This is a genomic window from Nonomuraea sp. NPDC005650 (genome assembly GCF_040605375.1).
GTDB lineage: Bacteria > Actinomycetota > Actinomycetes > Streptosporangiales > Streptosporangiaceae > Nonomuraea.
Window position 1 is genome coordinate 49,038 of the sequence record NZ_JBEXCR010000034.1, and the last position, 21,925, is coordinate 70,962.

At 67.4% G+C, this 21,925-nt stretch carries 20 protein-coding genes and 1 pseudogene; 4 read left to right on the forward strand and 17 right to left on the reverse strand.

The genetic code is table 11. The features are described from left to right. Nucleotides 1–181: 181 nt before the first annotated feature. The 5 genes from ABZS69_RS44970 to ABZS69_RS44990 form a co-directional block, all read right to left on the reverse strand. Nucleotides 182–508: a helix-turn-helix domain-containing protein gene (locus ABZS69_RS44970; protein WP_355383958.1), complete on the reverse strand. Its 327-nt coding sequence runs from the start codon at nucleotides 506–508 to the stop codon at nucleotides 182–184. Further along, a complete protein-coding gene (locus ABZS69_RS44975; protein WP_355383961.1) occupies nucleotides 505–1,374 on the reverse strand; it encodes a DNA methyltransferase in 870 nt (289 codons plus the stop codon). The genes ABZS69_RS44970 and ABZS69_RS44975 overlap by 4 nt, the downstream gene beginning before the upstream one ends. Next, the gene (locus ABZS69_RS44980; RefSeq protein WP_355383964.1) at nucleotides 1,374–2,375 is read right to left on the reverse strand and encodes a hypothetical protein; all 1,002 of its coding nucleotides are present in this window, start codon (nucleotides 2,373–2,375) and stop codon (nucleotides 1,374–1,376) included. Before ABZS69_RS44980 ends, ABZS69_RS44975 begins: the two co-directional genes overlap by 1 nt. A 530-nt stretch (nucleotides 2,376–2,905) precedes the next feature. Next, nucleotides 2,906–3,322, reverse strand: coding sequence for a hypothetical protein (locus tag ABZS69_RS44985; RefSeq protein ID WP_355383967.1), 417 nt, complete (start codon nucleotides 3,320–3,322; stop codon nucleotides 2,906–2,908). A 39-nt stretch (nucleotides 3,323–3,361) separates the two neighbouring features. Beyond that, nucleotides 3,362–4,237, reverse strand: coding sequence for an NAD(P)H-binding protein (locus ABZS69_RS44990; RefSeq protein WP_355383970.1), 876 nt, complete (start codon nucleotides 4,235–4,237; stop codon nucleotides 3,362–3,364). Nucleotides 4,238–4,500: 263 nt separating this feature from the next. Between ABZS69_RS44990 and ABZS69_RS44995 the strand changes: the two genes are divergently transcribed. Then, entirely contained in the window at nucleotides 4,501–4,701 is a 201-nt protein-coding gene (locus ABZS69_RS44995; RefSeq protein WP_355383973.1) for a hypothetical protein, read from the forward strand. Between the two features lie 60 nt (nucleotides 4,702–4,761). On the opposite strand, the pseudogene ABZS69_RS45000 reads toward ABZS69_RS44995, so the two are convergent. From ABZS69_RS45000 to ABZS69_RS45045, 10 genes and pseudogenes are all read right to left on the reverse strand, one after another. Next, nucleotides 4,762–5,084, reverse strand: a pseudogene (locus ABZS69_RS45000) (transposase); the annotation flags it as partial. Continuing rightward, on the reverse strand, nucleotides 5,075–5,536 hold the full coding sequence (locus ABZS69_RS45005; RefSeq protein ID WP_355383976.1) for an IS5 family transposase: 462 nt from the start codon (nucleotides 5,534–5,536) through the stop codon (nucleotides 5,075–5,077). The pseudogene ABZS69_RS45000 and the gene ABZS69_RS45005, both read right to left, overlap by 10 nt. 389 nt (nucleotides 5,537–5,925) lie before the next feature. Continuing rightward, a complete protein-coding gene (locus ABZS69_RS45010) occupies nucleotides 5,926–8,760 on the reverse strand; it encodes a family 78 glycoside hydrolase catalytic domain (protein ID WP_355383979.1) in 2,835 nt (944 codons plus the stop codon). Nucleotides 8,761–8,902: 142 nt separating this feature from the next. After that, complete coding sequence (locus ABZS69_RS45015; protein ID WP_355383982.1) at nucleotides 8,903–10,156, reverse strand: extracellular solute-binding protein; 1,254 nt, start codon at nucleotides 10,154–10,156, stop codon at nucleotides 8,903–8,905. Nucleotides 10,157–10,217: 61 nt separating this feature from the next. Continuing rightward, nucleotides 10,218–11,042: a carbohydrate ABC transporter permease gene (locus tag ABZS69_RS45020; protein WP_355383985.1), complete on the reverse strand. Its 825-nt coding sequence runs from the start codon at nucleotides 11,040–11,042 to the stop codon at nucleotides 10,218–10,220. Next, the gene (locus tag ABZS69_RS45025) at nucleotides 11,039–11,941 is read right to left on the reverse strand and encodes a sugar ABC transporter permease (protein WP_355383988.1); all 903 of its coding nucleotides are present in this window, start codon (nucleotides 11,939–11,941) and stop codon (nucleotides 11,039–11,041) included. Before ABZS69_RS45025 ends, ABZS69_RS45020 begins: the two co-directional genes overlap by 4 nt. Beyond that, nucleotides 11,938–12,996 carry a LacI family DNA-binding transcriptional regulator gene (locus ABZS69_RS45030; RefSeq protein ID WP_355383990.1) on the reverse strand — a complete coding sequence of 353 codons (1,059 nt, stop codon included), beginning with the start codon at nucleotides 12,994–12,996 and terminating at the stop codon, nucleotides 11,938–11,940. Before ABZS69_RS45030 ends, ABZS69_RS45025 begins: the two co-directional genes overlap by 4 nt. A gap of 1,468 nt (nucleotides 12,997–14,464) precedes the next feature. Further along, nucleotides 14,465–15,256 (reverse strand): fumarylacetoacetate hydrolase family protein, encoded by a 792-nt coding sequence (locus ABZS69_RS45035; RefSeq protein WP_355383993.1) that lies wholly within the window; start codon nucleotides 15,254–15,256, stop codon nucleotides 14,465–14,467. A 514-nt stretch (nucleotides 15,257–15,770) separates the two neighbouring features. Beyond that, nucleotides 15,771–16,799, reverse strand: coding sequence for a 4-hydroxy-2-oxovalerate aldolase (dmpG, locus tag ABZS69_RS45040; RefSeq protein ID WP_355383996.1), 1,029 nt, complete (start codon nucleotides 16,797–16,799; stop codon nucleotides 15,771–15,773). After that, the gene (locus ABZS69_RS45045) at nucleotides 16,796–17,713 is read right to left on the reverse strand and encodes an acetaldehyde dehydrogenase (acetylating) (protein WP_355383999.1); all 918 of its coding nucleotides are present in this window, start codon (nucleotides 17,711–17,713) and stop codon (nucleotides 16,796–16,798) included. The genes dmpG and ABZS69_RS45045 overlap by 4 nt, the downstream gene beginning before the upstream one ends. A 380-nt stretch (nucleotides 17,714–18,093) precedes the next feature. On the opposite strand from ABZS69_RS45045, the gene ABZS69_RS45050 reads away from it, so the two are divergent. Then, on the forward strand, nucleotides 18,094–18,960 hold the full coding sequence (locus tag ABZS69_RS45050) for an IclR family transcriptional regulator (RefSeq protein ID WP_355384002.1): 867 nt from the start codon (nucleotides 18,094–18,096) through the stop codon (nucleotides 18,958–18,960). A 29-nt stretch (nucleotides 18,961–18,989) separates the two neighbouring features. Here ABZS69_RS45050 and ABZS69_RS45055 read toward each other — a convergent pair whose 3' ends face one another. Next, nucleotides 18,990–19,451 (reverse strand): hypothetical protein, encoded by a 462-nt coding sequence (locus ABZS69_RS45055; protein WP_355384005.1) that lies wholly within the window; start codon nucleotides 19,449–19,451, stop codon nucleotides 18,990–18,992. Nucleotides 19,452–19,590: 139 nt separating this feature from the next. Between ABZS69_RS45055 and ABZS69_RS45060 the strand changes: the two genes are divergently transcribed. Both ABZS69_RS45060 and ABZS69_RS45065 read left to right on the forward strand, forming a co-directional pair. Then, entirely contained in the window at nucleotides 19,591–20,061 is a 471-nt protein-coding gene (locus ABZS69_RS45060; protein WP_355384008.1) for a cupin domain-containing protein, read from the forward strand. 3 nt (nucleotides 20,062–20,064) lie between these two features. Further along, entirely contained in the window at nucleotides 20,065–20,946 is an 882-nt protein-coding gene (locus ABZS69_RS45065; RefSeq protein ID WP_355384011.1) for an alpha/beta hydrolase, read from the forward strand. 54 nt (nucleotides 20,947–21,000) lie between these two features. On the opposite strand, the gene ABZS69_RS45070 is transcribed toward ABZS69_RS45065, so the two are convergent. Then, the gene (locus tag ABZS69_RS45070; RefSeq protein WP_355384013.1) at nucleotides 21,001–21,858 is read right to left on the reverse strand and encodes a VOC family protein; all 858 of its coding nucleotides are present in this window, start codon (nucleotides 21,856–21,858) and stop codon (nucleotides 21,001–21,003) included. Between the last annotated feature and the right edge of the window lie 67 nt (nucleotides 21,859–21,925).

Sequence of the window (21,925 nt, forward strand, 5' to 3'; positions counted from 1 at the left end):
CTGGCTACCGCCCTCGCGCCACAAGCCAGGAGGCTGGTCCGCTGAGACGATCTGGTCGGCCCACCTCTTCGAGCGGGATGCTCGTAGAGGTGGGCTCCAAGTGGATGGGCCCGTGGCACCCTGCGGGCACGCCGGGTGCCACCTGATGTCACGACATCGGCCCTGCACACCGCCTCAGCTGCTAAGGCTTCGTTGGGACGGCTTCGGCGTTCTGGCCGACGTCAGCCTCGCCTGATGTGGACCCGAACCGCTCGTCGTCTCCATAGCCCAAGAGCCCATGTACGCCGCGAAGCGGCACCGCGTAACGGCCGCCGATTCTCAGGATGGGGCAGGGGAACTGGCCGGCTCGAGCAAGCCGGTATGCCTTGGTACGACCCATCCCCAGCATCCGCCCGGCTTCGACGACACCCAGCACCAAAGACGGCTTGGACACCGCGGACGCCTCGGAGGCATGTTGCTCTGCAGAAGCATTCTGTTCGGCAACGATCTGAGAGGTCTGATCCTTCATTGATCAACACCCCTCAAAGAGGAGCCCGGCGGCCTAGGGAACACCAGCAGGTCCTCATGCGCGACCGCGTGGATCGGCAGGCCGCGCGCCCAGCCCTTGCGTGCCTCGTGGAGCTGGAAGAATGACGCCCGGTTGAGGAGTTGGCCGTCGCCGGGCCCGCACAACAGGCACACGATCCGATCGGCGAACACCAGCCCGGCCTTCTCGGCTAGGTGGTGGACGTGGCCGGGTAGATCGACCAGCTCGCCGCGTACCCGGTACGGCCGCACCGTGACCGCCGCCACGCCGCCCGGCCGCAGCAGTGTCGCGCATCCGGCCAGGATGCGGCCGAACCCGTCGAGGAGTTGCGGGAGCTGCTGGTGGGCGAGGTTGGCGCGGTCGGCCGAGTAGCGCTGGTTCCACTTGCGCACGCCCGGCTCGCCGGTATCGCGGGTGGAGCGGATGTGCCCGTGCGTGGCCGCCCCGTACGGGGGCGAGGTGAGCACCAGCGCCACCCGGCCTGCCAGGTCAGGCAGCAGCCGGGCGATGTGCCGGGAATCTCCGGCCACCACCTGCCCGAACCCCGCCGCCCCCTGCTTGCGGGCGTGGCCAAGGTTGGCGACCGCCAAGCGCGCCCACCTTTCCTCGTACTCCACGCCCGCGGCGTGCCTGCCGAGATGCGCGGCTTCGATGAGGGTGGTGCCGATCCCGCACATCGGATCGACCACCAGTTCACCCGGACGGGTGTAGGTCTCGATCGCCCGGGCGGCGATCGAGGGCAGCATCTTGCCCGGATGCCTCATCGACTCCGGCACGTACCGGCCCTTGCGTTGAACCCGCGACGGCTTTTGCCCCGTCGCCCATACCGACGTGGTCACCTCCACCATCAACGCTCACCCCCGGCCTGAACCGGAGCCTCGGCGCCGTCTGGCTCGACGGCACCTTCCGCGGCCAGGGCCGTCGATCCGTCAGAGCCCAAGGGCGTCCTGGGTTTCGTGAAGAGGATCAGGTCGCTGTGCGCGCGAGCACTCGCCGGCAGCCCGGCGCATTCCGGCAGCTCCTGGATCGCGGCCAGGGCACAGTGGGAGAGGTCCGGGTCGATGTGCTCACCGCGAGCGGGATGCCGCAGGGCGATGATGTGCTGCAGGTACACCAGCCCCGCCTCGCGGGCCTGGGTGATGATCTTCGGCATCGGGTCGACCACACCGGCTTCGCGGTGCAGGCCGGTGACCACGGCCAGGTGCCCGCCCGGCTTCACCAGCCCTGCTGCGCAGGTGACGTCGAATTCCTCGGCTTCACTCTCGGTGCCCGGCCGGTCAGTGCGCTTGGACCGGCTCAGGGACTGTTGGCAGGTCTGCTCGGTCACCACCAACCCTGCACCGCCCGCGAGATCGGCCAGCGCCGAGGACTCATCGCGAGGATCGGTGACGCGCAGTTCGGTGACCTCCAGGTCGTAGTCGGGGTGTGTGCGCGCGAGGCAGGTCCAGGACACACCCGCGCGAGCCACGTCGGCGAAGACGGCCACCGGCAGGCAGCCCGCCGTCAGCGCGGCCGAGACCAGCTGATGATCGCTCGCGCCGAGGTGAACCACCGTCTCGCCGGGCCGGGTGCACGCGGCGACGAGGTGACGGGCCAACCGACCGCTGGCCGGATGGCAGCAACCCGCCGGACAGGTCGCGACCGATTCGGTGTCGGCTTCTGCCAGCCACACCGACAGCGGCAGATGTCCCCGAACCGCATCCCGAACCTCCCCAACCAGCCGAAAGCCTGGCTCACCGAGCCGAGCGTCCGGTTCGGATGCGAGGAACGAGGAGCCGGCCGTGGCAGGCGTGGTGGGAGGGCAGGAACTGGCGGCTGTGGAAGCGGTTGAGGTGGTGGGTTCGGTCATGTGGGTGTGGCCCGAGTACCGGGCCACCGATCCCTGTCACCGTTCCAAATACCTGCCGCAAGACCCGAGTTAGGACAGCCCATCAAGCAAAGGTTCGACAATTCAACAGCCTGGGGCCGGATCGTGTGGTCAGGCACTCACCTGATCATCGAGGCTGTCTCGCACCTGAAAGGACGCATTTCCGCATCCCACCCGCACCTTCACCCTCCGCAACCAATCGGCCACGCAGATAATGGCACGGTGCGGGTCGGACGCTGGGGGTCCGGCCTGTACGGTGAGCTGGCTCGGTGTACCACCTATCCAGGCCAGCGCCCATGTTTCCGCATCTCCTTCCTCCGACATCTCGCCAAGGACACCGTTTTCGCAGGTCACAGCGCTTTCTTACACGTTCCGGGCAACATCCGTCACCGGCTCTGCCACGCTTGCCGGTTGTTCTGTCGCGGCGAAGGTTGAGCGATTCTCATCGAAGTTTGAGTGATCGAAGCTCGGCTGTTGTGCTCTCAGCTGCCTCCTGGTCCTTCCGGTGATGTTCAGAGGGCCAGGGCTCGCTCGACGGTGCCCAGGTCCAGGTCGACGAGATGCGCGTCGGGAAAGCGGAGGTCCGCCCAGGAGTCACCGGGGCTCTGCAGGCCCAGCCGCGCCTTCACCCAAACAGTCATCGCCATGCCGTCTGTCGCCGCCACGAGCGGGCGCCCGCCAGCAAGTGCGAGATGCTCGGTGATCCCGGCGTCGAAGCGCCTGGCGACCTCGGCTCGCGGCTCCCAGTCCGTGTGATCCGCGCCTTCCACGTATGCCCGCCGCAACTCGCGATAGTGGCCTTTCCATGGCTCTACGCGGGTGACCTCGTTGAAGCGTCGATCACGCGCGACCGCGTCGTCGCCGCCCAGGGTCTGCCAGGCCTTTGGCTCGTTGCTGGCGACGAGGCGGGCGTCTTTGGGTACGCCCACTTCACTGCTCGTCAGTATTCCGGTCGTTTGTGAGGGCGGTCAGGTGAAGTCAGGCGCATGGTCGCGCGCCCACTCGGCGAACGGGCGGGCTGGCTTGCCCGTGACGTCTGCGGCGGTCGGCATCGGCCCCAGCATGGCAGGATCGAACTCCTCAGCCACTGAGGGGTCGGCTTCCTCGCCCGAATAGTCCTCGAAGCCGGTAAGGAAGTCGGCGTTCTCCGCGGCGAACCCGCCCTGGGCCAGGTACAGTTCCCGAGCCTGTGCGGGGGTCACCACCTCGAGGCGTATGTCCTCCCCGATGGCCGCGGCAATGGCCGCTACCTGAGCGCGCCGGCTGATGAGCTCGGGTCCGTTGAGGGTGTAGGCGGCGCCCTGATGCCCGTCCTCGAGCAGCGCGGCCGCGACCACATCGGCGATGTCCTGCTCGTGCACCGGGTACCAGGCCAGGTCGGGCAGCGGTTCGTGCACGACACGCTCGGCCCGTATGGACGGTCCCCACAGCCACAGCTTGTTCAGCATGAACTCGCCGGGCCGCACATGCGTCCATTCCAGCCCGGACGCCTCGACCGCCTGCTCGACCGGCAGGTGGAAATCGGTGTCGTAACCGGCGGTCACCGCGCCGGAGGACAGGACGACGATGCGGCGCACCCCTGCCTGCTTGGCCAGGGCGACCACCTGCGGCGCAGTCGCGGCGTGAGGGAAGAGGTACATCCTGTCGACCCCGTCCATCGCCGGGGCGAGGCTCTGTGGTTGCGCGAGGTCGCCCTGGATCACCTCAACGCCCTCGGCGAACCGGGCGCGGCTGGGATTCCTGCTTAGCGCACGTACGGCGACCCCGGCGCGGACCAGCCGGTCGACCACGAGCCGACCCACGTGCCCGGTCGCCCCCGTTATCAAAACTCTCATGGCCATCATCCTTAACGGCCGGCGGTTACCTGCGCAAACGCGAACAACATGCTCATGTATGACATCTGACCTGCGAAAACATCGCTGTTAGATGATGAAAAATTGCGTGGTGCGCCGGTGAGGATGCAGCCTATGCGGGGACCAACGTCGAGCGCGAGGGGCTGTTCAACGGCACCCGCGGACAGCAGATCGCCGGGCGCTTCACCCTGATCCCAACCGCGCCGCTGGCCTACAACGCCGAGTGGCAAGGCCTGGTAGCTACCTTGGAGAACGTGCTCCGCCTGCACGCGCACCGCCCCGGAACCCTCACCTCCTTGGACCGCTACCTGCACCAGCGCACCGGCGGCATGATCGGTTCCCTGTCCCACCTGATCCGCGGCGCGGCCCTGGACGCGCTCCTGACCGGCAACGAGAAAATCACCAAGAAGAGCCTGGAGGCGATCCCGCTCGACCACAGCTCCGAATCCAACTGACCCGCCGACCCCCGGAAAGACCCCCGGCATGCCGCCCAGCAGCCCGGACGACCACCGTCTCCCCGCCCGCCTGCCCATGCCGCGCCGACGCCGGTTGGCGCGTTGATCGCGCGGCTCGGGGATGGTGTGGCGGATCTTGCGGCGGCGCAGGTAAGCGCGATTGGCCCGGGAGGAGTAGGCCTTGTCCGCGGTCAGGCTGTCGGGCCGGGTGCGCGGACGGCCCGGCCCGAGCCGGGGGATGCCGATGCGGCTCAGCACTCGCCGGAACTGCGGGCTGTCGCCGTACTGGCCAGGTGTCAGCACCAGTGACAGCATCCGCAGCGGCCGTCCGCCGACAGGTGGATCTTGGTGGTGAAGCCGCCGCGGGAACGGCCTAAGCACTCCCCAGTCTGACCACCTCCGCCAGCCGGGCGGCCAGCGCGGACAGCACCGGATCGCCCCGTTTTGTCCCTGCGGCGTCCCCCTTTTGCCGCCCTGGCGCGGGTGGTGGGGGTGTGCGGGGCGCGCCGGCCGCGTGCTGGTGCGCCCGCACGGTGGTGGAGTCCACGGCGATGTCCCAGTCCACCCGCCCCTCGGCGTCCTGCTCGGCCTGGATCGCGGTCAGCAGCATCTGCCAGGTGCCGTCAGCCGACCAGCGGCGATGCCGTTTGTAGACCGTGATCCAGGAGCCGAACCGCTCGGGCAGGTCCCGCCAGGGCAGTCCGGTGCGGGCCCGGTACAGCACGCCGTCGATCGTCGTGCGGTGGTCGTTCCATCGCCCGCCCCGCTGGCCACCTTCGGGCAGCAGCGGCCGGAGTCGCTCCCACTCGGCGTTCGTTAAGTCACCACGTCCCATGCACTTATCGTGACAACATCACCACGATTAGTCAGCAGATCTAAGAAACAGCGCTTAGTGGATTCGCCGCTCATATCACGACTGGCCCGCAACCGGACGTCGCAGTGGTGGCGATCGGTGGCGTCCAGCCGCACAGTAAGGGCTAACGCGCCTCGTGCCCACTCGACTCCGTCTCTGTGCACGGCGACGGACTGCCCGTACTGCCGAGCGAGTTCGGGCAGCCTGTCGCCACGGCTACATCAGAGCAACCTCCAGAACGTGCAGTTGTGCTCGCTGTCGAAATCGTTGATCACGTGGTCACGAGTCGACTGGAACTGATGGTTGAGTTCGCCGGTTCGTACGAACCTGCCCCAAGAGTCAGTCATCCGCTCGGACAGTGTCGTCTGCGCTTATCCGCGGAGCCGGTGTGACCCGGTCGTCAGCTGCCGTCCGGGCTCTCCCGGAAGGATGAGGGTTGCCGTGGCGCCAGCGGGAACATGCAACTCGACCTCCCAGGCAGTGCCAGTCCGTCGCCAGTCGATCATCGCTTCGCCTCGCATGGTGGAGTGAGCGATGCGTGCCCAGGTGATGCGATCGTCCATAACAGGCCTGACCTCGAAGGAGGCCCAGCCAGGAGTCGTCGCCCTGAATCCTGCGATGCGCTGCTGGATCCAGGCTGCCACGGATCCGAGGAAGTAGTGGTCGTGAGAGCGGGCGGTCTCGTCCCAGGACTCCAGAAGTGTCTGCGCGCCGGCTCGCCACCACACGCCCCAGCCGGGTCGGGTCTTCTGCGTTGCGACGGTGATGGCGAGGTCGTCGCGGCCGTGGTCGCTCAGCACCGGCAGGAGGTACTTGACGCCTATCGCTCCGCAGTCGAGGTGGCCGCCGGTACGCAGTTCGATGTCGTCGAACAGGCCTTGGGCGACCTTCGCGGCATGCTCCGCAGGGACCGTGCCGAAGGCCAGCGGCAGGACGTTCATGGTCTGCCGGTATCCGACGTTCGGGCAGCGATAGGTCCCGGTGCGCCTGTCGAAGAACGTTTCGTGATAGGCGCTCGCGATCGTCTGAGCGGCTTGCTCGTACCGGCTCGCCTTCGCCTCTATACCAAGCTCGCGGCAAATGGCCGCGGCGCGCGTGATGACGTGGTGCAGCATCATGGTCGCCGTCGGCGCTGGCCCTTCCGGAGCGAATTGGTGCCCAGGCGACAGCCAGTCCCCCCAGCTGTGCAGCGGCCAGACGCCATCGCCGCTGAGGTCCAGCATGCGGTCGACGTACTTGCAGATCGGTTCAACATACCGGTCAAGGATGGCCAGATCCCCGTACTCCCAATAGAGGTTCCAGGGGATGAGCACCATGGACGCGCTCCAGGCAGGGTCAGGACCGTATCCCCAACCGGGGGTGGGGACGATCTGAGGCACCGTGCCGTCGCCCGCCTGCGCATCGACGTGGTCATCGAGCCATTTGCCGAGGGTGGTACGCATGTCGAAGTGGTGCAACACGGCTTCGGTGGCCAGGTGGGCGTCTGCCGTCCAGCCGTTTTTCTCATAGATGGGGGTGTCGGTGGGGATGCCGTGCAGGTTGTTGAGAAAGGTACGGCCGGTCGCTCTGTCGATCCAGGTCAGCAACTCGTTGCCGCACTCGAACCGGCCTATCTTCCGTACGTCCGTGTGGAGCGGAACGGCCGTGACGTCATGGACGGCAACTGGGCCGACCGTTTCGATGCCGACGTAGCGGAACCCCTTGTAGGTGAACTGCGGCTGCCACGTCACCTCCTCCGACGAGGCGAGCACGTACCGGTCCACCTGCGCGGCGCCGGCAGCGAGCACGTTGTCGCAATGGACGGATCCGTCCGCGGCGAGGTGTTCCCCGTAGGTGACAATGATCTGCGCGCCGGGCTGCCCGCGGAGCGTGCAGGTGATGTGCCCGGCCATGACGGTGCCGAAGTCGTGGACGGTCGTCGTTTCGCTGATGTCGTGGCCGGTGACGGGTTCGACAGGGGCGAAGCGCCGGATCGGGGGCAGCGGGGCCGGTCGTAGCACACCGCCGGGCGGTGTTGCCGCGATGGCCTGTTCCCAGGAGGGAGAGTCGAGGCGGTCGTGGTGCTCGCCCGTGTAGAGCAGTTCGCTGACGACGGGTCCTGCCGCGGCCTGCCATGTGGGGTCGGAGTGTACGACGTGCCGGGTGCCCGCCTCATCGAGGTACTCCAGCTGCGCGAGGAGAACGGGTTCTCGATGCCACGGCGCAAGGTTCCACGCCCAGGTGCTGGCGCCACGCGCGGAGTAGAAGCCGCGGCCGAGCGCCGCGGTGATGGTGTTGGTCCCGATGCGCAGCAGGTGGGTGACGTCGTGGCTGCGGTAGAGGATCGTGCGGTCGTAGGCCGTAGGGGCCGGGTCCAGGACGTCATCCGTGACCGCTTCGTCGTTGATGCGAAAAATGCCGTAGCCAAGTCCGACCGCGTGGAGGCGTGCCTGACGCACCTGCCCCGTCACGGTGAAGGAGGTACGGAAGATCGGATTGGCGGCGGGGTGCGTTTCGACGCCGATGGCGCGAACGACGTGCTCGACGTCGCCGTCACGCAGTGCGGTGCCGAGGACGGGCAACGGTGAGAGCCCGTCGTCAGCTTCGTGGTGCGGTGGCCGGGTGTGCGAGCGCCAGCCAATGCGGCCTCGTTCGGCGTGGACCCGCAGCAGATACTCGCCTGCCGGTGGGGCGGGGTCCAGTTCGAGGTAATGGGCGAAGCGGTCCCACGGGAACGGGCCTCCGAACAGCTCGCGCTCCGCCAGGACCTCACCGTCGAGCGTGCACAGCTCCAGGCGACCGACGACGTCATCGCCGAGCTCGGCGACCAGGTCGGCGGTGACGGCGGTGATCGGGCCATCGGCCGTGAAGGTCTGTCCCAGCCAGTGGCCGGAATCCGCCCACGCGACGTGATCGGAGGTGATCGAGCGGACGATACGCCGGCCCGGCGGGGCACGGTGCCCGATCCACGTGGCGCTCCAGTCTTCGGGGCGTAGGAGCGGAGTCTCCCATCGGCCCTCGTCGTTCCAGGCAGAGGCCTGTCCGTCGGCGTCGATGACGCGTACCCGCCATCGGTAGGCGGACCTGCTCGTCAGTGTGCCTCCGCCGTATCTCAGGCGCGGGACCGTCGTCGGAACCGGCCCGGAGTCCCATATGAGGGTTCCCTCCTGGTCGTGAACGACGATGTGGGCGGCCTGCTGGGCCGGGTGTGGGCCCCAGTTGAGCACCGGGGCGTCGGGGCCGATGTCGATGGGGTGGGCGGAGCCGTTGACCCGCAGGCGGCACGGCATGTCGAGAGCTGTCACGACGAACTTTCCATGAAGCGAGGGCGGCCCGAGGGGTGTCGGGAGCCGCCCTCTGTGGCGAGTGTCAGTTGAGGGCTTCCTGCATGGCGGTCAGCACCTGCTCGGGGGTGGCTTTCCCGAGGAACAGGTTCTGGATGCCGACGAGCTGGGCGTTCTGGATCTGCGGGTTGGGCCACCCGGTGTCGGGGAACGGGCTGACGTGGCCGGCCGCGACGAGATCATTGAACGGATTCAGCAGCTCTGCGGGCTGGAATTCCTGATTCGAGATCGCCGGGACGCCACCGCCGACCGTCTTGGCCATGGCGTTGAGGTTCTTGGGCAGGGCCATGAAATTCACGAAGTCGATGGCCAGCTTCTTGTTGAGAGACTTGGCGTTGACTCCTACTCCGTGGCCGGGTGAGGCGGGGATGTAAGTCGCTTTGGCGTCGTCGGTCGCAGGCAGCGCCTGGAATTGGTAGCGGGCGTCCTTGTTGAGGTTCTGGATCTGTCCGAAGACGCCGCCCACCTGGACGATGGCGACGGCCTCGCCCTTGGCTACCGGAGGCAGGGTGTTGTCGAAGCTGATCCCGTTCGGGTCGGCGCTGAAGCAGCCGGCCTTCTGCAGTTCGAGGTACTTGCCGAAGACCTGTTCCCAGGCCGAGTCCGGGAAAGTCACCTTGCCGGCCTGCAATTGCGCGTTCCAGTCGGGAGTGGGCCCGTACACGAGCGTCGCGGCGAGCGCGTACGGGACGAGCTGACCGACCCATTGATCGGACAGGCCCAGGGAGAACGGGACCTTGCCGCCGGCCTTGGCCTTGGCACAGAACTTCAGCAGTTCGCTCCAGGTGGCGGGGGGCCGCAGACCGGTCTCCTGCAGCGCCTGGGTGTTGTAGAAGGCGCCGAGCGGCTGCAGCAGACCGGGCAGGACGTAAGTCTTGCCGTTGATGTCGGTCTGGGAGCGCAGGCTGTCAGGGATTTCGGCGGCCCAGCTCGTACCCGACAGGTCCTCCAGATGGCCCTGCTTGACCAGCGAGCCGACGGTGATGAGGTTGCCGCCGGTTCCCGGCAGCACGTCCACCAGGTCCGGCCCAGATCCGCTGGTGAGCTGGGTGGCCTCGGTCGACTCGAATTCGTTGCCGGACCCCCAGGTGACGTTGATCTTGACGCCGGGGTTGGCCCCCTCGAACGCCTTGATCACTGGCTCGTACGCGCTCTTCGCATCCGTGGAGGCGAACATGGTGAGCGTCCGCGACTCCCCTTGCGGGTTGTTGGAGCACCCTACGAGAGCGGAGACGGCCAGGGCGGTCACCACTGGGATGTGGATGATGCGTCGTCGCATCGCTGATGTCCTTTCATGTGAATCCAACCCCCGAAATGATCTTGTTAAACGTTTTACACAACTAGCCCTTAAGGCCGCCCGCGAAGCCTTTGATGACATGTTTCTGCAGGACGAAGAAGGCTGCGAGGATGGGCAGGGAGGCGATGATGAGGCCGCCGAAGATGAGGTTCCATTGGGTGCCGTACTGCCCCACGTAGCTGTAGAGGGAGACGGTGACCGTCTCGGTGCCGCTGCCGCTGAGGTACAGCCGCGGGGTGAAGAAGTCGTTCCAGATATTGATCGTGTTGAGGATGACGACCGTACCGGTGACGGCCCGCATCATCGGGAATACCACGGAGAAGAAGACCCGGACCGGGCTCGCGCCGTCGACCTCGGCCGCCTCCTCGAATTGGATCGGCAGGGCCCGGATGAAGGAGGCGTACAGGAAGACGGAGAACGGCATGAGCGTCGCCGCGTAGAACAGCACCAGGCCCCAGATGGTGCCGAGCAGGCCGAACTGCTGCATCAACTGGTACAACGGGATCGTCGCGAGCTGGAAGGGCAGCAGCAGCCCGAGCAGGAACGCGACGAACGCGGCCCGCGACCACAGGCTGGTGCGGCGTGCGATGGTGTAGCCGGCCAGCGAGGCGGCGACCACGAGCAGGGCGAGGGACAGCACGACGATCACGGTGGTGTTGATCAGCGCGTTGCCGAGATGGGCCCCGTTCCAGGCCTCGACGAAGTTGTCCAGCGACGGCCGCCTCGCGGGCGCGAGGGGGTTGGTCATGTCGCCGTCGCCCTTCACCGCGACGTTGACCAGGATGTAGAGCGGGCTGACGAACGCGACCCCGGCGAGGATCATGATCACTTCGAGGGCACGGGTGCCCGGACGGTATCGGTTGGTCATGATGCGCTCGACTGCCTTCTCAGGCCCAGGTACTGCGCCCCGGACAGGATGATCACGAAGATGGTCAGCATGACGGCGAGCGCGGCGCCGTAACCGAACTCGCCGAACTGCAGGGCGACGCGGTAGATCACCGTGGACAGCGAGTCGGTCGCGCCGCCGGGGCCTCCGTTGGTCATCGCGACGATCTGGTCGTAGAGCCGCAGTCCGCTGATCAGGCTCAGTGTGAGGTTGACCGTGATGGCCGGTGCGAGGAACGGGCGGACGACCGCCCAGAAACGGCGGAAACCGACCGCCCCGTCCAGCTCGGCCGCCTCGAGCACCTCGCGTGGGACTCCCTGCAGGCCGGCGAGGTAGATCACCATGGTGGAGCCCGTGAACTGCCACACCACGATCCCAACGAGCGAGGCCAGCGCCAGGCCGGGCTCGCCGAGCCAGGGTCGTTGCAGGACGTCGAGGCCGATCGCGCCGAGCGCCTGGTTGAGCGGGCCGTCGGGGGCCAGGATGTATTTCCACAGGAAGCCGGCCACCAGAGGGCTGACGACGAACGGGGCGAAGAAGACCACCCGCAGGATGTTGCGGCTCTTGATGGCGGAGTTCAGCGCGAGGGCGATCAGCAGGCCGAACACGTTCTGCAGCACCGTGATGGCGATCGCCATGATCAGGGTGTGCGCGAGCGGTGCGACGGTGGCGTCGTCGCCGAAGATTCTCAGGTAGTTGTCGAGGCCGACGAAGCCACCTCCGGTGCCGATCGTGGCGTCGGTGAAGGAGAGGCCGGCGCCGAAGGTGGACGGCGCCAGGACGATCACCGCGTACAGCACGATCCCCGGCACGAGGAACCACAGCGGGGCCCCCCGGCGCCGGTTCCGCCGACTGGCCGCGTGCGCGGCGGTGCCGGTCATGTGCGCCCCCCTTCGCCGCCGGGCGCGCTCGCGGGCGCGGGAACGGAGGACCGGCGCACGATGAGGCGCGGCCTGAGGGTCACCTGGACCGAGGGCCTGGCCTCACCGAGCCGGTCGAGCAGCAGCTCGGCGGCACGTCTGCCCAGCTCATGACCGGGCTGGTCCACGCTGGTCAACGAGATGCCGGGATGGTCGGCGAAGCGGGTGTTGTCGTAGCTCACCACCGCGATGCCGGACGCGAGGTCGCCGGGCAGTTCGGCGATGGCCCGCTGGGCCCCGAACGCGGCCTCGTCCGCACCCGCGAAGATGGCCGAAGGGATGCGCCCCGACTCGAACATCCGGATGGTGGACAGGTACGCGGCACGCTCGTCGAAGCTGCTGTCCAGCACGTACAGGTTGTCCGCGAGATTCGCCTCACGCATGCAGCGCTCGTACACCTGACGGCGCACCTGATCGCCGTGTGGGTTCTCCGGACTCGTGTCACCGGCGTGGTGGTTGGCGATATGGACGATGTCACGGTGGCCGAGCTCGAACAGATGCCGCATGACCTGCAGGGCGCCCTGCTCGTCGTCGCCGCACACGGTGTCGTACAAGGTGGACTCGTCATGGCGGGCGACGACCACGACCGCGGTGCTGCTCGTGATCTCTTCGATCCAGGAGCGGCTCACCTGCGGCGCGATCAGGATGATCCCGTCGACCTGCCGATCGAGCAGGTCGTTGACAGCCGTGCTGTAGCTCTCCTCGTCCAGGGAGGCGAGCGCGACGATGGCACGGTACCGGGTATCGGCGATCTCATCGGCGACGCCGCCGTAGACGTCGGAGAAGAACGGGGAGAAGACCCCCGGGACGACGAATCCCAAGGTGAAGGTCGTACCCCGAAGGGAGCGGGCACCCACCTTGGGCCGGTACCCGAGCTCGGCGATCGCGCGGCTCACGGTCTCCCGCATCTGCGGGGAGACACCGTAGGAGCCGCGCATGACTTTCGACACCGCCGCGATCGAGACGCCGGCCGCCTCGGCGACGTCCACGATGGTGGGGCTTGCGCGTTTGTCCATGACACCCTTGCCTTGAGAGTGTTAAACGTTTTACACAAACTTCGGAAGGACGCTCTACACACCGGTACGGGTGTAAAACGTTTTACGTGAGTGTGGAGCGACGTTACACGCCGGACATGCGCGCATGCAAGAGGTAGCGTCTGAGCGGGCGGCCGGGCACCACCGGCCTATCCGAGACAGTGCTGGTCAGAGGCCAGTTTCTGGGTCCAGCAGGACGCTCCGGGCCCTTCATCCAGTTCTGGGTGTCCCGCTCGACGCCGTACAAGAACGTCCCCGAGCTGTCCGGCGGCCGCGCCGACCTGGCTGTCGGGGAGGGTGCAACCACGAGCTGAGGAGCTGGCGCCGCGGCTCCGGTCCTGGCCAGTCGTCCTGCTTTTCGATGTCCTCATCGGCATCCTCGCGGCGGCCGACCGCTGACTGCGCCCGCTCGTCGAATCCGGACCGGGCGGTATCGCCGTCGGGGTCTTTGGCCACGGCGGGCTGGATCCGGGATCGCGCGATTCCGCACGGCATTTCGCGTCGGTTTCTATGCCCCGTGATCACGAGCCTAGTGGCGGTCGCGGTGGTGCGGCGGTTCATCCTCCAACCGGACGGCCTGCTGAACACCGGGCTCAACGCTGTCGGCATCCAGAGGCCGGACTGGCTCAATGCAGCGAGCGCAAAGCCGTCATGGCTCGGCATTCTGCACCACCAAGATCGGAGCCGAAGGCAGAATCCGACAACTCAACCTGGACACCAACACGAGCACCGACAACAACTCGCGAACACCGGCAGCTTCAACTGCACCCGACAGACTCGGACCAGCCTGACCGTCCCTGAGGCATCGAGCGGCTCCGCAGTGGTATCCCCTGGTTCGGTCTCACCGTCGAGCGCGTCTTGCCCAACCAGTTGGCGGCTCGCCATCTGCCCTCGCCGCGGCTCGGAACAGCTGCCTGGCCCCGACTCAAGCCAGCTCTGACCGAGATAGCCAGCAGGGGTCGTCCACCGGGTGAGCGATCGGAACATGGCTGAAATTTTCAGGCATCAGTCCAAATTACCGTGACGGGCAGAAACGGCCTTTGCTCGCGCGCGTAGTGAGCGCGAGTGTGATCTGACGTCGCCTTATGCGCTGTCGAACTCGGTGAAGCGGCATTCGCGGCCGCCTCGTCACCGAGCGCCAACCATCTGACCGCCCCTGGCCAGGCCCCAAGGCCCACGTTATGTTACGTCCCGCTTTTCCGAAACAGCGAAAGGCCCGCGGACTCCCAGCGGCACTCCCACCATCCCGCAGTTTGAGAGTGGACGACAGAGGCCCGATCGCTACGCGGCCTGGACACGCCGTGCTCCTCCCGGGAGGGCGCGTGCAGCGCCTGTGTGTGCAGCTCATCTCCGGCGAGGTGGAAAAGAAGACCTGGCGAGGGGGATGGTACTCGGCTGCCAGTCGGTGCCGGTGAGGAAGTTGGTCAGGGTGAGCTGCGGCACCTGATGGTCACACGCTGGCGGCGACGCGCACCGTCACCGTGCCGAGCCGGTCGAACTCGGCTTGGAACACGTCGCCTGCCTCCATTGGCACAGCCGCGTGCAGTGCCCCGGTCATGACGAGGTGACCGGGTTCGAGCGCGACGCCGTCCCCGCCCAGCACGTTGGCCAGCCAGGCGACGACGCCCACGGGATCGCCCAGGGCGGCGGCCCCGGCTCCGGTGTCGATGACCTCGCCATTGCGGGACAGGACCATGCCGATCAGGCGCGGATCGAAGTCGTCGGCCGGCACGGTGACGGGACTCGTGACCATGGCACCGTTCGAGGCCAGATCGGCGACGGTGTCGGCGAGCTTGATCCGCCAGTCGGCGATCCGGGAGTCGACGATCTCCATGGCGGCGCGGGCGCCGGAGATGGCCTGCCGGGCGTCATCCACCGTGATACCAGGGCCCTTGAGACTTTCTCCGAGGACGAAGACGATTTCGGCTTCCAGCTTGGGAGCGATGAAGCGGTCGAGCGGGATCGTGGCGCCATCGGCGTAGACGGTCGAGGCGAGCACGGGGCCGTAGTCCGGGGAATCCAGCCCAATGAGCCGCTGCATGGCCTTGGAGGTCGCGCCGACCTTGTGGCCGATCACCCGGTCGCCGTCGGCGAGGATCATGGCGACCAGCTCCCGCTGGATGGCGTACCCATCGGCCATGGTGAGCGAGGGGTCGGCATCGGTGAAGGGCGGGATGGGCGTGCGGTCGCGGCGGGCGGCGTACAGAGCACGGGCCTTGGCGGAGGCGTCGGTCGGGGGCATCAGGGTTCCTATCAATTCTCGGAGTGAGCCATCCGGCAGACTCCTGGTGGTAGCCGCCAGTTCCTGGATGTCGTGCCTGCCTGAGGGGCGTCAGCACCGCTTGATCAGGGCGCTGAGGTTCTCCCGCCGGCTGCTCAGGGTGATCGGCATCGAGAACGGGAGGACCGTTGCGACTGTTCGTGGGAGACGGCTGGGCTGAGGACCATCACGAGGTGGAGGTGATGGACGGCTCCGGTCGGCGGTCGGCCAAGGCCCGGCTGCCTGACGATCGGGCAGATCAGTGGCGGGCGACGTAGGCGAAGAATCAGAGGAAGCCTCCGTTACACGTTGACCGGCACCAACTGCGGCATCCGGTACCCAGCCGTGGGCCATGAGATCGACGTCCTCGTCCCCGGCCCCAGGGTTGGCGGCCGGGGCACCGTGGGCAGGATACGTTGTAGATCGTCAGTGCCTCCACCGTTCAGAACCGGACTCTCCGCCGATGAGCAGCGTCGGGCCGCCCGCTTCATCGGCCTCAGGCCCGGTCCGCGGCGAGCTGGATCGCCACATCGATGATCATGTCTTCCTGGCCGCCGACATATCCCAGCTCGCCGCATCGGCGGAGAATGGCGTGAGCAGGCACCTTGTACCGCTCGGCCGCCCGCTCAGCGTGCAGCAGGAACGACGAGTACACCCCGGCCCAGCCCTGCACGATCGCGTTGCGATCCATCTTCGGCCACCGCGTCAGGTACGGGCGTACGACCTCTTCAGCAGCGTCCACCAGCGCCGCCACGTCCAGACCCGTCCCGACGCCGAGCCGGTCGAAGACGGCGGCCAGCACTTCGGTCGGCGAGTTCCCGGCGCCCGCGCCCAGCGCGCACAGCGACCCGTCGATGGAGCGGACGCCGCACTCATAGGCCAGCACCGAGTTGGCGATGCCCAGGCCCAGGTTCTGGTGGCCGTGGTAGCCGACCCACGCCTCCTCCCCCACCTCGGCGACCAGCGCCTCGAAGCGGGCCTTGGCCTCGTCCATGAGCAGTGCGCCCGCCGAGTCGGTCACGTACACGCACTGGCATCCGGCATCGACCATGATCCGCGCCTGCTTGGCCAACTCCTCCGGTGAGGTGCGGTGGGCCATCATGAGGAACCCGACTGTTTCCATGTCCAGCTCGCGCGCCGCACCGAAGTGCTGCGGCGAGACGTCGGCCTCGGTGCAGTGCGTGGCCACGCGCACCATGTCGGCGCCGGCGTCGCGGGCGCGGCGCAGGTCCTCGACCGTGCCGATGCCGGGCACGAGCAGCACCGCGATCCGCGCCTGCGTGGCTTCCTCGCGGGCCGCGGCGATCAGTGTCATCTCGTCGGTGGCGGAGAATCCGTAGTTGAACGAGGACCCGCCCACGCCGTCGCCGTGCGAGATCTCGATGACCTCGATCCCGGCCCGGTCCAGCGCCCGTACTGTGTCGCGGACTTGTGTATCGGTGAAACGGTGCGCCATCGCGTGGCTACCGTCCCGCAGGGTCGTGTCGGTGATCCGCACCTCGTCGCGCAACTCGGACCGGCTCATGCGCTCGCTCCCGTCGTCTCAACCAGCCTGGCCGCGGCGATCAGCTCGCCAACGCGGGCGGCGGCGGCCGTCATGATGTCGAGGTTGCCGGCCCAGGGCGGCAGGTAGTCGCCGTTGCCGCGCACCTCCAGGAAGATCGCGACCCGGCCGTCGCCGTTCCACTCCGGGCGCGGGTCGTCGAACTGTGGCTCCGCCCGCAGTGTGTAGCCGGGCACGTACTGCTGCACCTCGGCGACCATCTCGTGGACCGAGCGGGTGATCCCGTCGCGGTCGGCGTCCGGACCGATCGCGCAGAACACCGTGTCCCGCATGATCATGGGAGGTTCGACCGGGTTGAGGATGATGATGGCCTTGCCGCGGCGCGCGCCGCCGATCTCCTCCACGGCCCGGGCGGTGGTCTCGGTGAACTCATCGATGTTGGCCCGCGTGCCCGGACCGGCGCCGCGTGATGCCACCGAGGCCACGATCTCGGCGTACGGGACCGGCGTCACCCGCGAGACCGCGTGCACCATGGGAATCGTCGCCTGCCCGCCGCACGTGATCATCGAGACGTTCGGGGAGTACAGGTGGGCCGCTCCGTTCACCGGCGGGGCCACCAGCGGCCCCAGATGGGCCGGGGTCAGATCGATCGCCTGGATGCCCGCCTCGGCGTAGCGGGGTGCGTTGGCGAAATGCGCCTTGGCCGAGGTCGCTTCGAACACGATCTGCGGGAGCGGCTCTTGGCGCAGCAGCCAGTCCACGCCCTCGGCGGAAGCGCTGACCCCGTGTTCCCGCGCCCGCCTGAGCCCTTCGGACTCCACAACGCCGACCATGTATCCAACCTCGATCACGGAGCTGCGGCGCAGCTTGGCGAGCAGGTCCGTGCCGATGTTCCCGGGGCCGACGATCGCGGCCGTCACCTTCCTTGATCCCATGCCTCGCACTGTCGCAGCACTGGCCTCGGCGGCTGAAGCGCATTACCCACTCAGCGGGACACTCGGGAATTGTCGGTTTGTTCGGCTCCCATCACCCAGCCGTCAGGACGTGCGCCGAGTCGCCAGTGCGCGAACAGGCGGGGAGATCGCCGGGCGATCCAGGCCGGCCGACGTCGGCGCTCGCCCTGGCGGGCCGTCGATTTCTCCTGGACTCTGGCTTGAATAAGGGTCCTGTTAACGAGCCTGTTACACAGTCTTGACAGCACATCTACCAGATGTGACCCTGACCACGAGAGAAACAGTATCCTGATTAGGCCAACAGCCCGGCGGGAGACTGCCTCGGGGAGGGCGACAGCGCCCCGAACGGGAAGGTGGCAGCCGTGTCATTCAGCTCACCACGAAATGCGCCGGTTATGTCGGCGAGCACACTTGAGCCGTGCGCCGCACGTCCGCCGGCGACGCGACGGAGGCAGGACGAGGACGGCGGTGACCAGCGCAGCCCGGAACGGACCGTTCTGGGACGGATCGGCGCAATCATGGAGGCGTTCAACGACGGTCAGCAGGTGCTTAGCCTCGGTGAGCTCTGTGAGCGCACGCAGCTGCCACGTTCGACCGTGCATCGCCTGGCGGATCAGCTGTGCCGGCTCGGTTGGGCCGAACGCGACCCCGGTGGCTACCGCGTCGGTATGAAACTGTTCGAGCTGGGCAACCTCGCGGTCGAGGGGAACCGGCTGCACGAATCCTCGTTTCCGCATCTGCAGGCTCTCGCGGCCAAGACCGGGATGGCCGCGCAACTCGGCATCCTCGATCAAGCCGAGGTCGTCTATCTCGAACGGATCGTGGCGGGTCCGTTCCGGCTGCCGACCCGGCGCGGCGGCCGGAAGCCCGCCTACTGCACTGCCCTGGGCAAGGCGATGGCGGCGTTCGACGACAAGGCCTTCCGGGCGGTGATTTCCTCGCAGATGCCGAGGAAGACCGCGAACACGATCACGGAACCCCACGCCTTGCGGGAGGAGCTCAACCATGTTCGCGAGGTCGGAATCGCGTTCGACCGTGGCGAAGCCTACGAGGAGCTCGTCTGCGTCGCCGCGCCGATTCGTGGTCAAGGGCGCGTGATCGGAGCGGTGTCCGTCACGGGGCCGACGGGTCGGATGAGGTGGGGCGTCGCGACCGAGGCCGTGCGTAGCACCGCGGCCGCGATCTGGAACGCGACCTTCAGCCTCAGGAGCGCGGGCGCCGGGACGTAGCGCTCCCGGTGAAAGGCCGGCGCGGCTGATCAGCGATGGACCCAGCCCGCGTCATGCCAGTACGTCTCGAGCTTCTCCACCGGTTCGGGCCAGGTCTCGACGTAGGTGACGCCCTCGGGCCCGGCTGTCATGAGGTAGGGCGTTCCAGCCGTGCTGATCCAGAACTCGCCCGGACCGACGGTCCGGCTGCCCTCCTCCCCATCCTTGCCCCAGGCGACATGGAACCGGCCGGCGAACACGATGATCAACTCGTCGAGGTTGTGGTGGTGGCGCGGCACCGCGAAGTTCGGGGCGCATCGAAGCCCGTTCAAGTTGAAGGACCTGTCCATCTTGGTGGAGAGCCACATGTTGCCCTGGAAGGTCTTCTCCATGTCGACCGGGGCGTCGGCGAGCAGGCCGCCGCCGTGCCAGAAGTACGAGGGAGCCGCCTGATCGACCGGCAACTCGATCCAGCCCTCATCGGACACGAGACTGAAGTTCTCAATCGCCATGACCGCGATTCTGCCGAACGCTCTCCAGCGTGTCCTCGATCGATCCCGTTGGGCGGGAACAAATGCCGTTCCGCGGGCTCGTCCCATCGAACGGAATCTGCCGATGACAGCGTGGCCGGCCATGCATACGGTTCACGGCGTGACACTCATTTTCGGCAATCTGGTGGAAAATGCGGACTGGGTCCCGATGGACCTCGATCAGCAGAAGCATCCGAGTTACTTCTGGAAAGACGGTGGCTTGCTGGCCGACGCGCCGGTGGATTTCGCGGCGACGTTCGACGGCGCGATGTGGGTGACGACGAAGCCGATCGACGTACCGCGCTTCAATCGCAACCCGCTGCGCGTCCGCCCGCACTTCACGGTGCCCCGCCACCATCACAACGTCGACGAGATGCTCTTCGTCTTCTCAGGCGAGTACAACATCGAGCACTACGACGCCGGCGAGCCGCGGTCCGTGCGGGTGGGACCGGGAGAGTTCTTCCTCAGCCGGGCCGGCACGCCGTACACGATGACCGCCGGGCCTGAAGGCGTCACCTACATCGAGACCTGGCCGAAGCCGGTGACCCAGCTTGAGACGGTCTGGCATGACTTCGGCTGGGTTCGCCGCTGAGCCATGAGCGAACTGACACATGACGGCACCAGCAGGACCGTCGAGACGCCCAGAGGGACACTGCACCACCACGAGGCCGGTGACGGCCCACCCCTGCTCCTGCTGCACGGCTCGGGCCCGGGCGTCAGCGGCTGGGCGAACTTCCGCGGCAACCTGCCGGTCTTCGCCGAGCACTTCAGGACACTCGTTCTCGACTTCCCGGGATTCGGCAAGAGCTACTCGTGCGAGGGCAGCCCGATGCTCGCGGCGCTGCCGGCGGTGCTCGACTTCCTCGACGCCCTGGCGCTCGGACCGCTTCCGGTCGTGGGCAACTCGATGGGCGGGAACGTGGCCGCCCGGCTGGCGGCCGGCCATCCCGAGCGGGTGAGCCGGCTCGTCACGATCGGCGGCATCGGGCTGCCGGTGTTCAGCCCGTCACCTCCCGAAGGCATCAAGCTCCTCGTGCAGTTCGTCGAGGACCCCACGCGGGAGCGGCTGATGGCCTGGATGGAGTCCATGGTGTACGACACCGCGATCCTGACGGAGGAGTTCGTCGAGATGCGGTGGCAGGCCGCCTCCGATCCGGCCGCGCTGGCCGATGTCAAGAAACTGTTCAACTTCCGGTCGCTGGCCGCCATGCGCGACCGGGCGCCCAACGCGGCCGAGCAGGTCGGCCTGCTCACGAAGATCCAGGCGCCGACGCTCATCACCTTCGGCCGCGACGACCGGGTGACCCCACTCGACAGCTCGCTCGTCCCGATGCGCCTCATCCCGAAGTGCGAGCTGCACGTTTTCCACGACTGCGGTCACTGGGCGATGATCGAACGCAAGGACGAATTCGAGAGCGTGGTGCTGTCCTACCTGCTCCGCGATCTGAAACCCACGGTTGGACCGGGAGCTCTGTGAACACTGCTGAGGGCCCCCTGACGGAGGCCCTCAGCAGCCCTCAGGTCAGAGGGGTCAGCCGACCGGGGGCGGCGTGAACTTGTGGCCCCAGAACGCGCCCTCCGTGATCTCGTAGGTCGGTTCTTCGGCCGTCACCCGCAGGCCGTTCCAACCCACCTCGATGGCGTAGAACTCGGGCGAGTAGACGTAGAACGACACCATATGGTCGTTGGTGTGCTTGCCGAGCGTGTTCATCATAGGAACGCCCAGCTCGGCGGCCCGGTCGAGGGCGAGCCCGACGTCGTCGAGATCGGCCACCTCGACCATGATGTGGACCAGCTTGCCCGGGCCCGGCCGCGGGGTGATGCCGAAGGTATGGTGCCGCGGATTGCACCCCAGGAAGTACGTCGACCCCGCAGTGTTCCGTTCGACGAATCCGAGCACGCGGACGTAGAAGTCGAACGTCGCCTTCACGTCCTCGGCGGTCACGATCGCGTGCCCCATCCCCATGTCCCCGGTGACGAAGCTACTGCCCAGCAGCGGGGTGCGGACACGGACGTGGTCGAGGACCGGGCCGTAGAAGAGCTCAACCGGGTTGCCACCGGGATCGAGGAAGCGCGCGAACCCGGTCACCCGCCTCTCCGCGCACTCGGCCGGCGTGCCCGCCGTCACCTTGATGCCCTCTGCCTCGACGGTGCTCACGAGCTGGACCAGGTCCCGCTCGTTCATCACCTCGAAGCCCATCGCGCTCATCGTGGGCTCTCCCGCAGGCGAGACCACCAGGCGTGGCGGGTAGTGATCGATGCGGAAGTACAGTGATTCCTGGTCGCCTCCCTCAACGCGCATCATGCCGAGGAAGTCCTCGCCGAACACCCTCCACCGCTCCATGTCGGTCACGCCTAGCCGGATGTAACCGAGCGATCTGATTGCCATCTTCCGCTCCTATCGTGAAACGACGTACGCCGCGTGCACGGGCCGCCTCGACCGGAGTCCCGCGCCT

What these genes read in the sequence shown, in the direction of transcription:
- ABZS69_RS44970 (WP_355383958.1), bottom strand. Translation starts at nt 508, where the DNA reads ATGAAGGATCAGACCTCTCAGATCGTTGCCGAACAGAATGCTTCTGCA.
- ABZS69_RS44975 (WP_355383961.1), bottom strand. Translation starts at nt 1,374, where the DNA reads ATGGTGGAGGTGACCACGTCGGTATGGGCGACGGGGCAAAAGCCGTCG.
- ABZS69_RS44980 (WP_355383964.1), bottom strand. Translation starts at nt 2,375, where the DNA reads ATGACCGAACCCACCACCTCAACCGCTTCCACAGCCGCCAGTTCCTGC.
- ABZS69_RS44990 (WP_355383970.1), bottom strand. Translation starts at nt 4,237, where the DNA reads ATGATGGCCATGAGAGTTTTGATAACGGGGGCGACCGGGCACGTGGGT.
- ABZS69_RS45005 (WP_355383976.1), bottom strand. Translation starts at nt 5,536, where the DNA reads ATGGGACGTGGTGACTTAACGAACGCCGAGTGGGAGCGACTCCGGCCG.
- ABZS69_RS45015 (WP_355383982.1), bottom strand. Translation starts at nt 10,156, where the DNA reads ATGCGACGACGCATCATCCACATCCCAGTGGTGACCGCCCTGGCCGTC.
- ABZS69_RS45020 (WP_355383985.1), bottom strand. Translation starts at nt 11,042, where the DNA reads ATGACCAACCGATACCGTCCGGGCACCCGTGCCCTCGAAGTGATCATG.
- ABZS69_RS45025 (WP_355383988.1), bottom strand. Translation starts at nt 11,941, where the DNA reads ATGACCGGCACCGCCGCGCACGCGGCCAGTCGGCGGAACCGGCGCCGG.
- ABZS69_RS45030 (WP_355383990.1), bottom strand. Translation starts at nt 12,996, where the DNA reads ATGGACAAACGCGCAAGCCCCACCATCGTGGACGTCGCCGAGGCGGCC.
- ABZS69_RS45035 (WP_355383993.1), bottom strand. Translation starts at nt 15,256, where the DNA reads ATGCCCCCGACCGACGCCTCCGCCAAGGCCCGTGCTCTGTACGCCGCC.
- dmpG (WP_355383996.1), bottom strand. Translation starts at nt 16,799, where the DNA reads ATGAGCCGGTCCGAGTTGCGCGACGAGGTGCGGATCACCGACACGACC.
- ABZS69_RS45045 (WP_355383999.1), bottom strand. Translation starts at nt 17,713, where the DNA reads ATGGGATCAAGGAAGGTGACGGCCGCGATCGTCGGCCCCGGGAACATC.
- ABZS69_RS45055 (WP_355384005.1), bottom strand. Translation starts at nt 19,451, where the DNA reads ATGGCGATTGAGAACTTCAGTCTCGTGTCCGATGAGGGCTGGATCGAG.
- ABZS69_RS45065 (WP_355384011.1), top strand. Translation starts at nt 20,065, where the DNA reads ATGAGCGAACTGACACATGACGGCACCAGCAGGACCGTCGAGACGCCC.
- ABZS69_RS45070 (WP_355384013.1), bottom strand. Translation starts at nt 21,858, where the DNA reads ATGGCAATCAGATCGCTCGGTTACATCCGGCTAGGCGTGACCGACATG.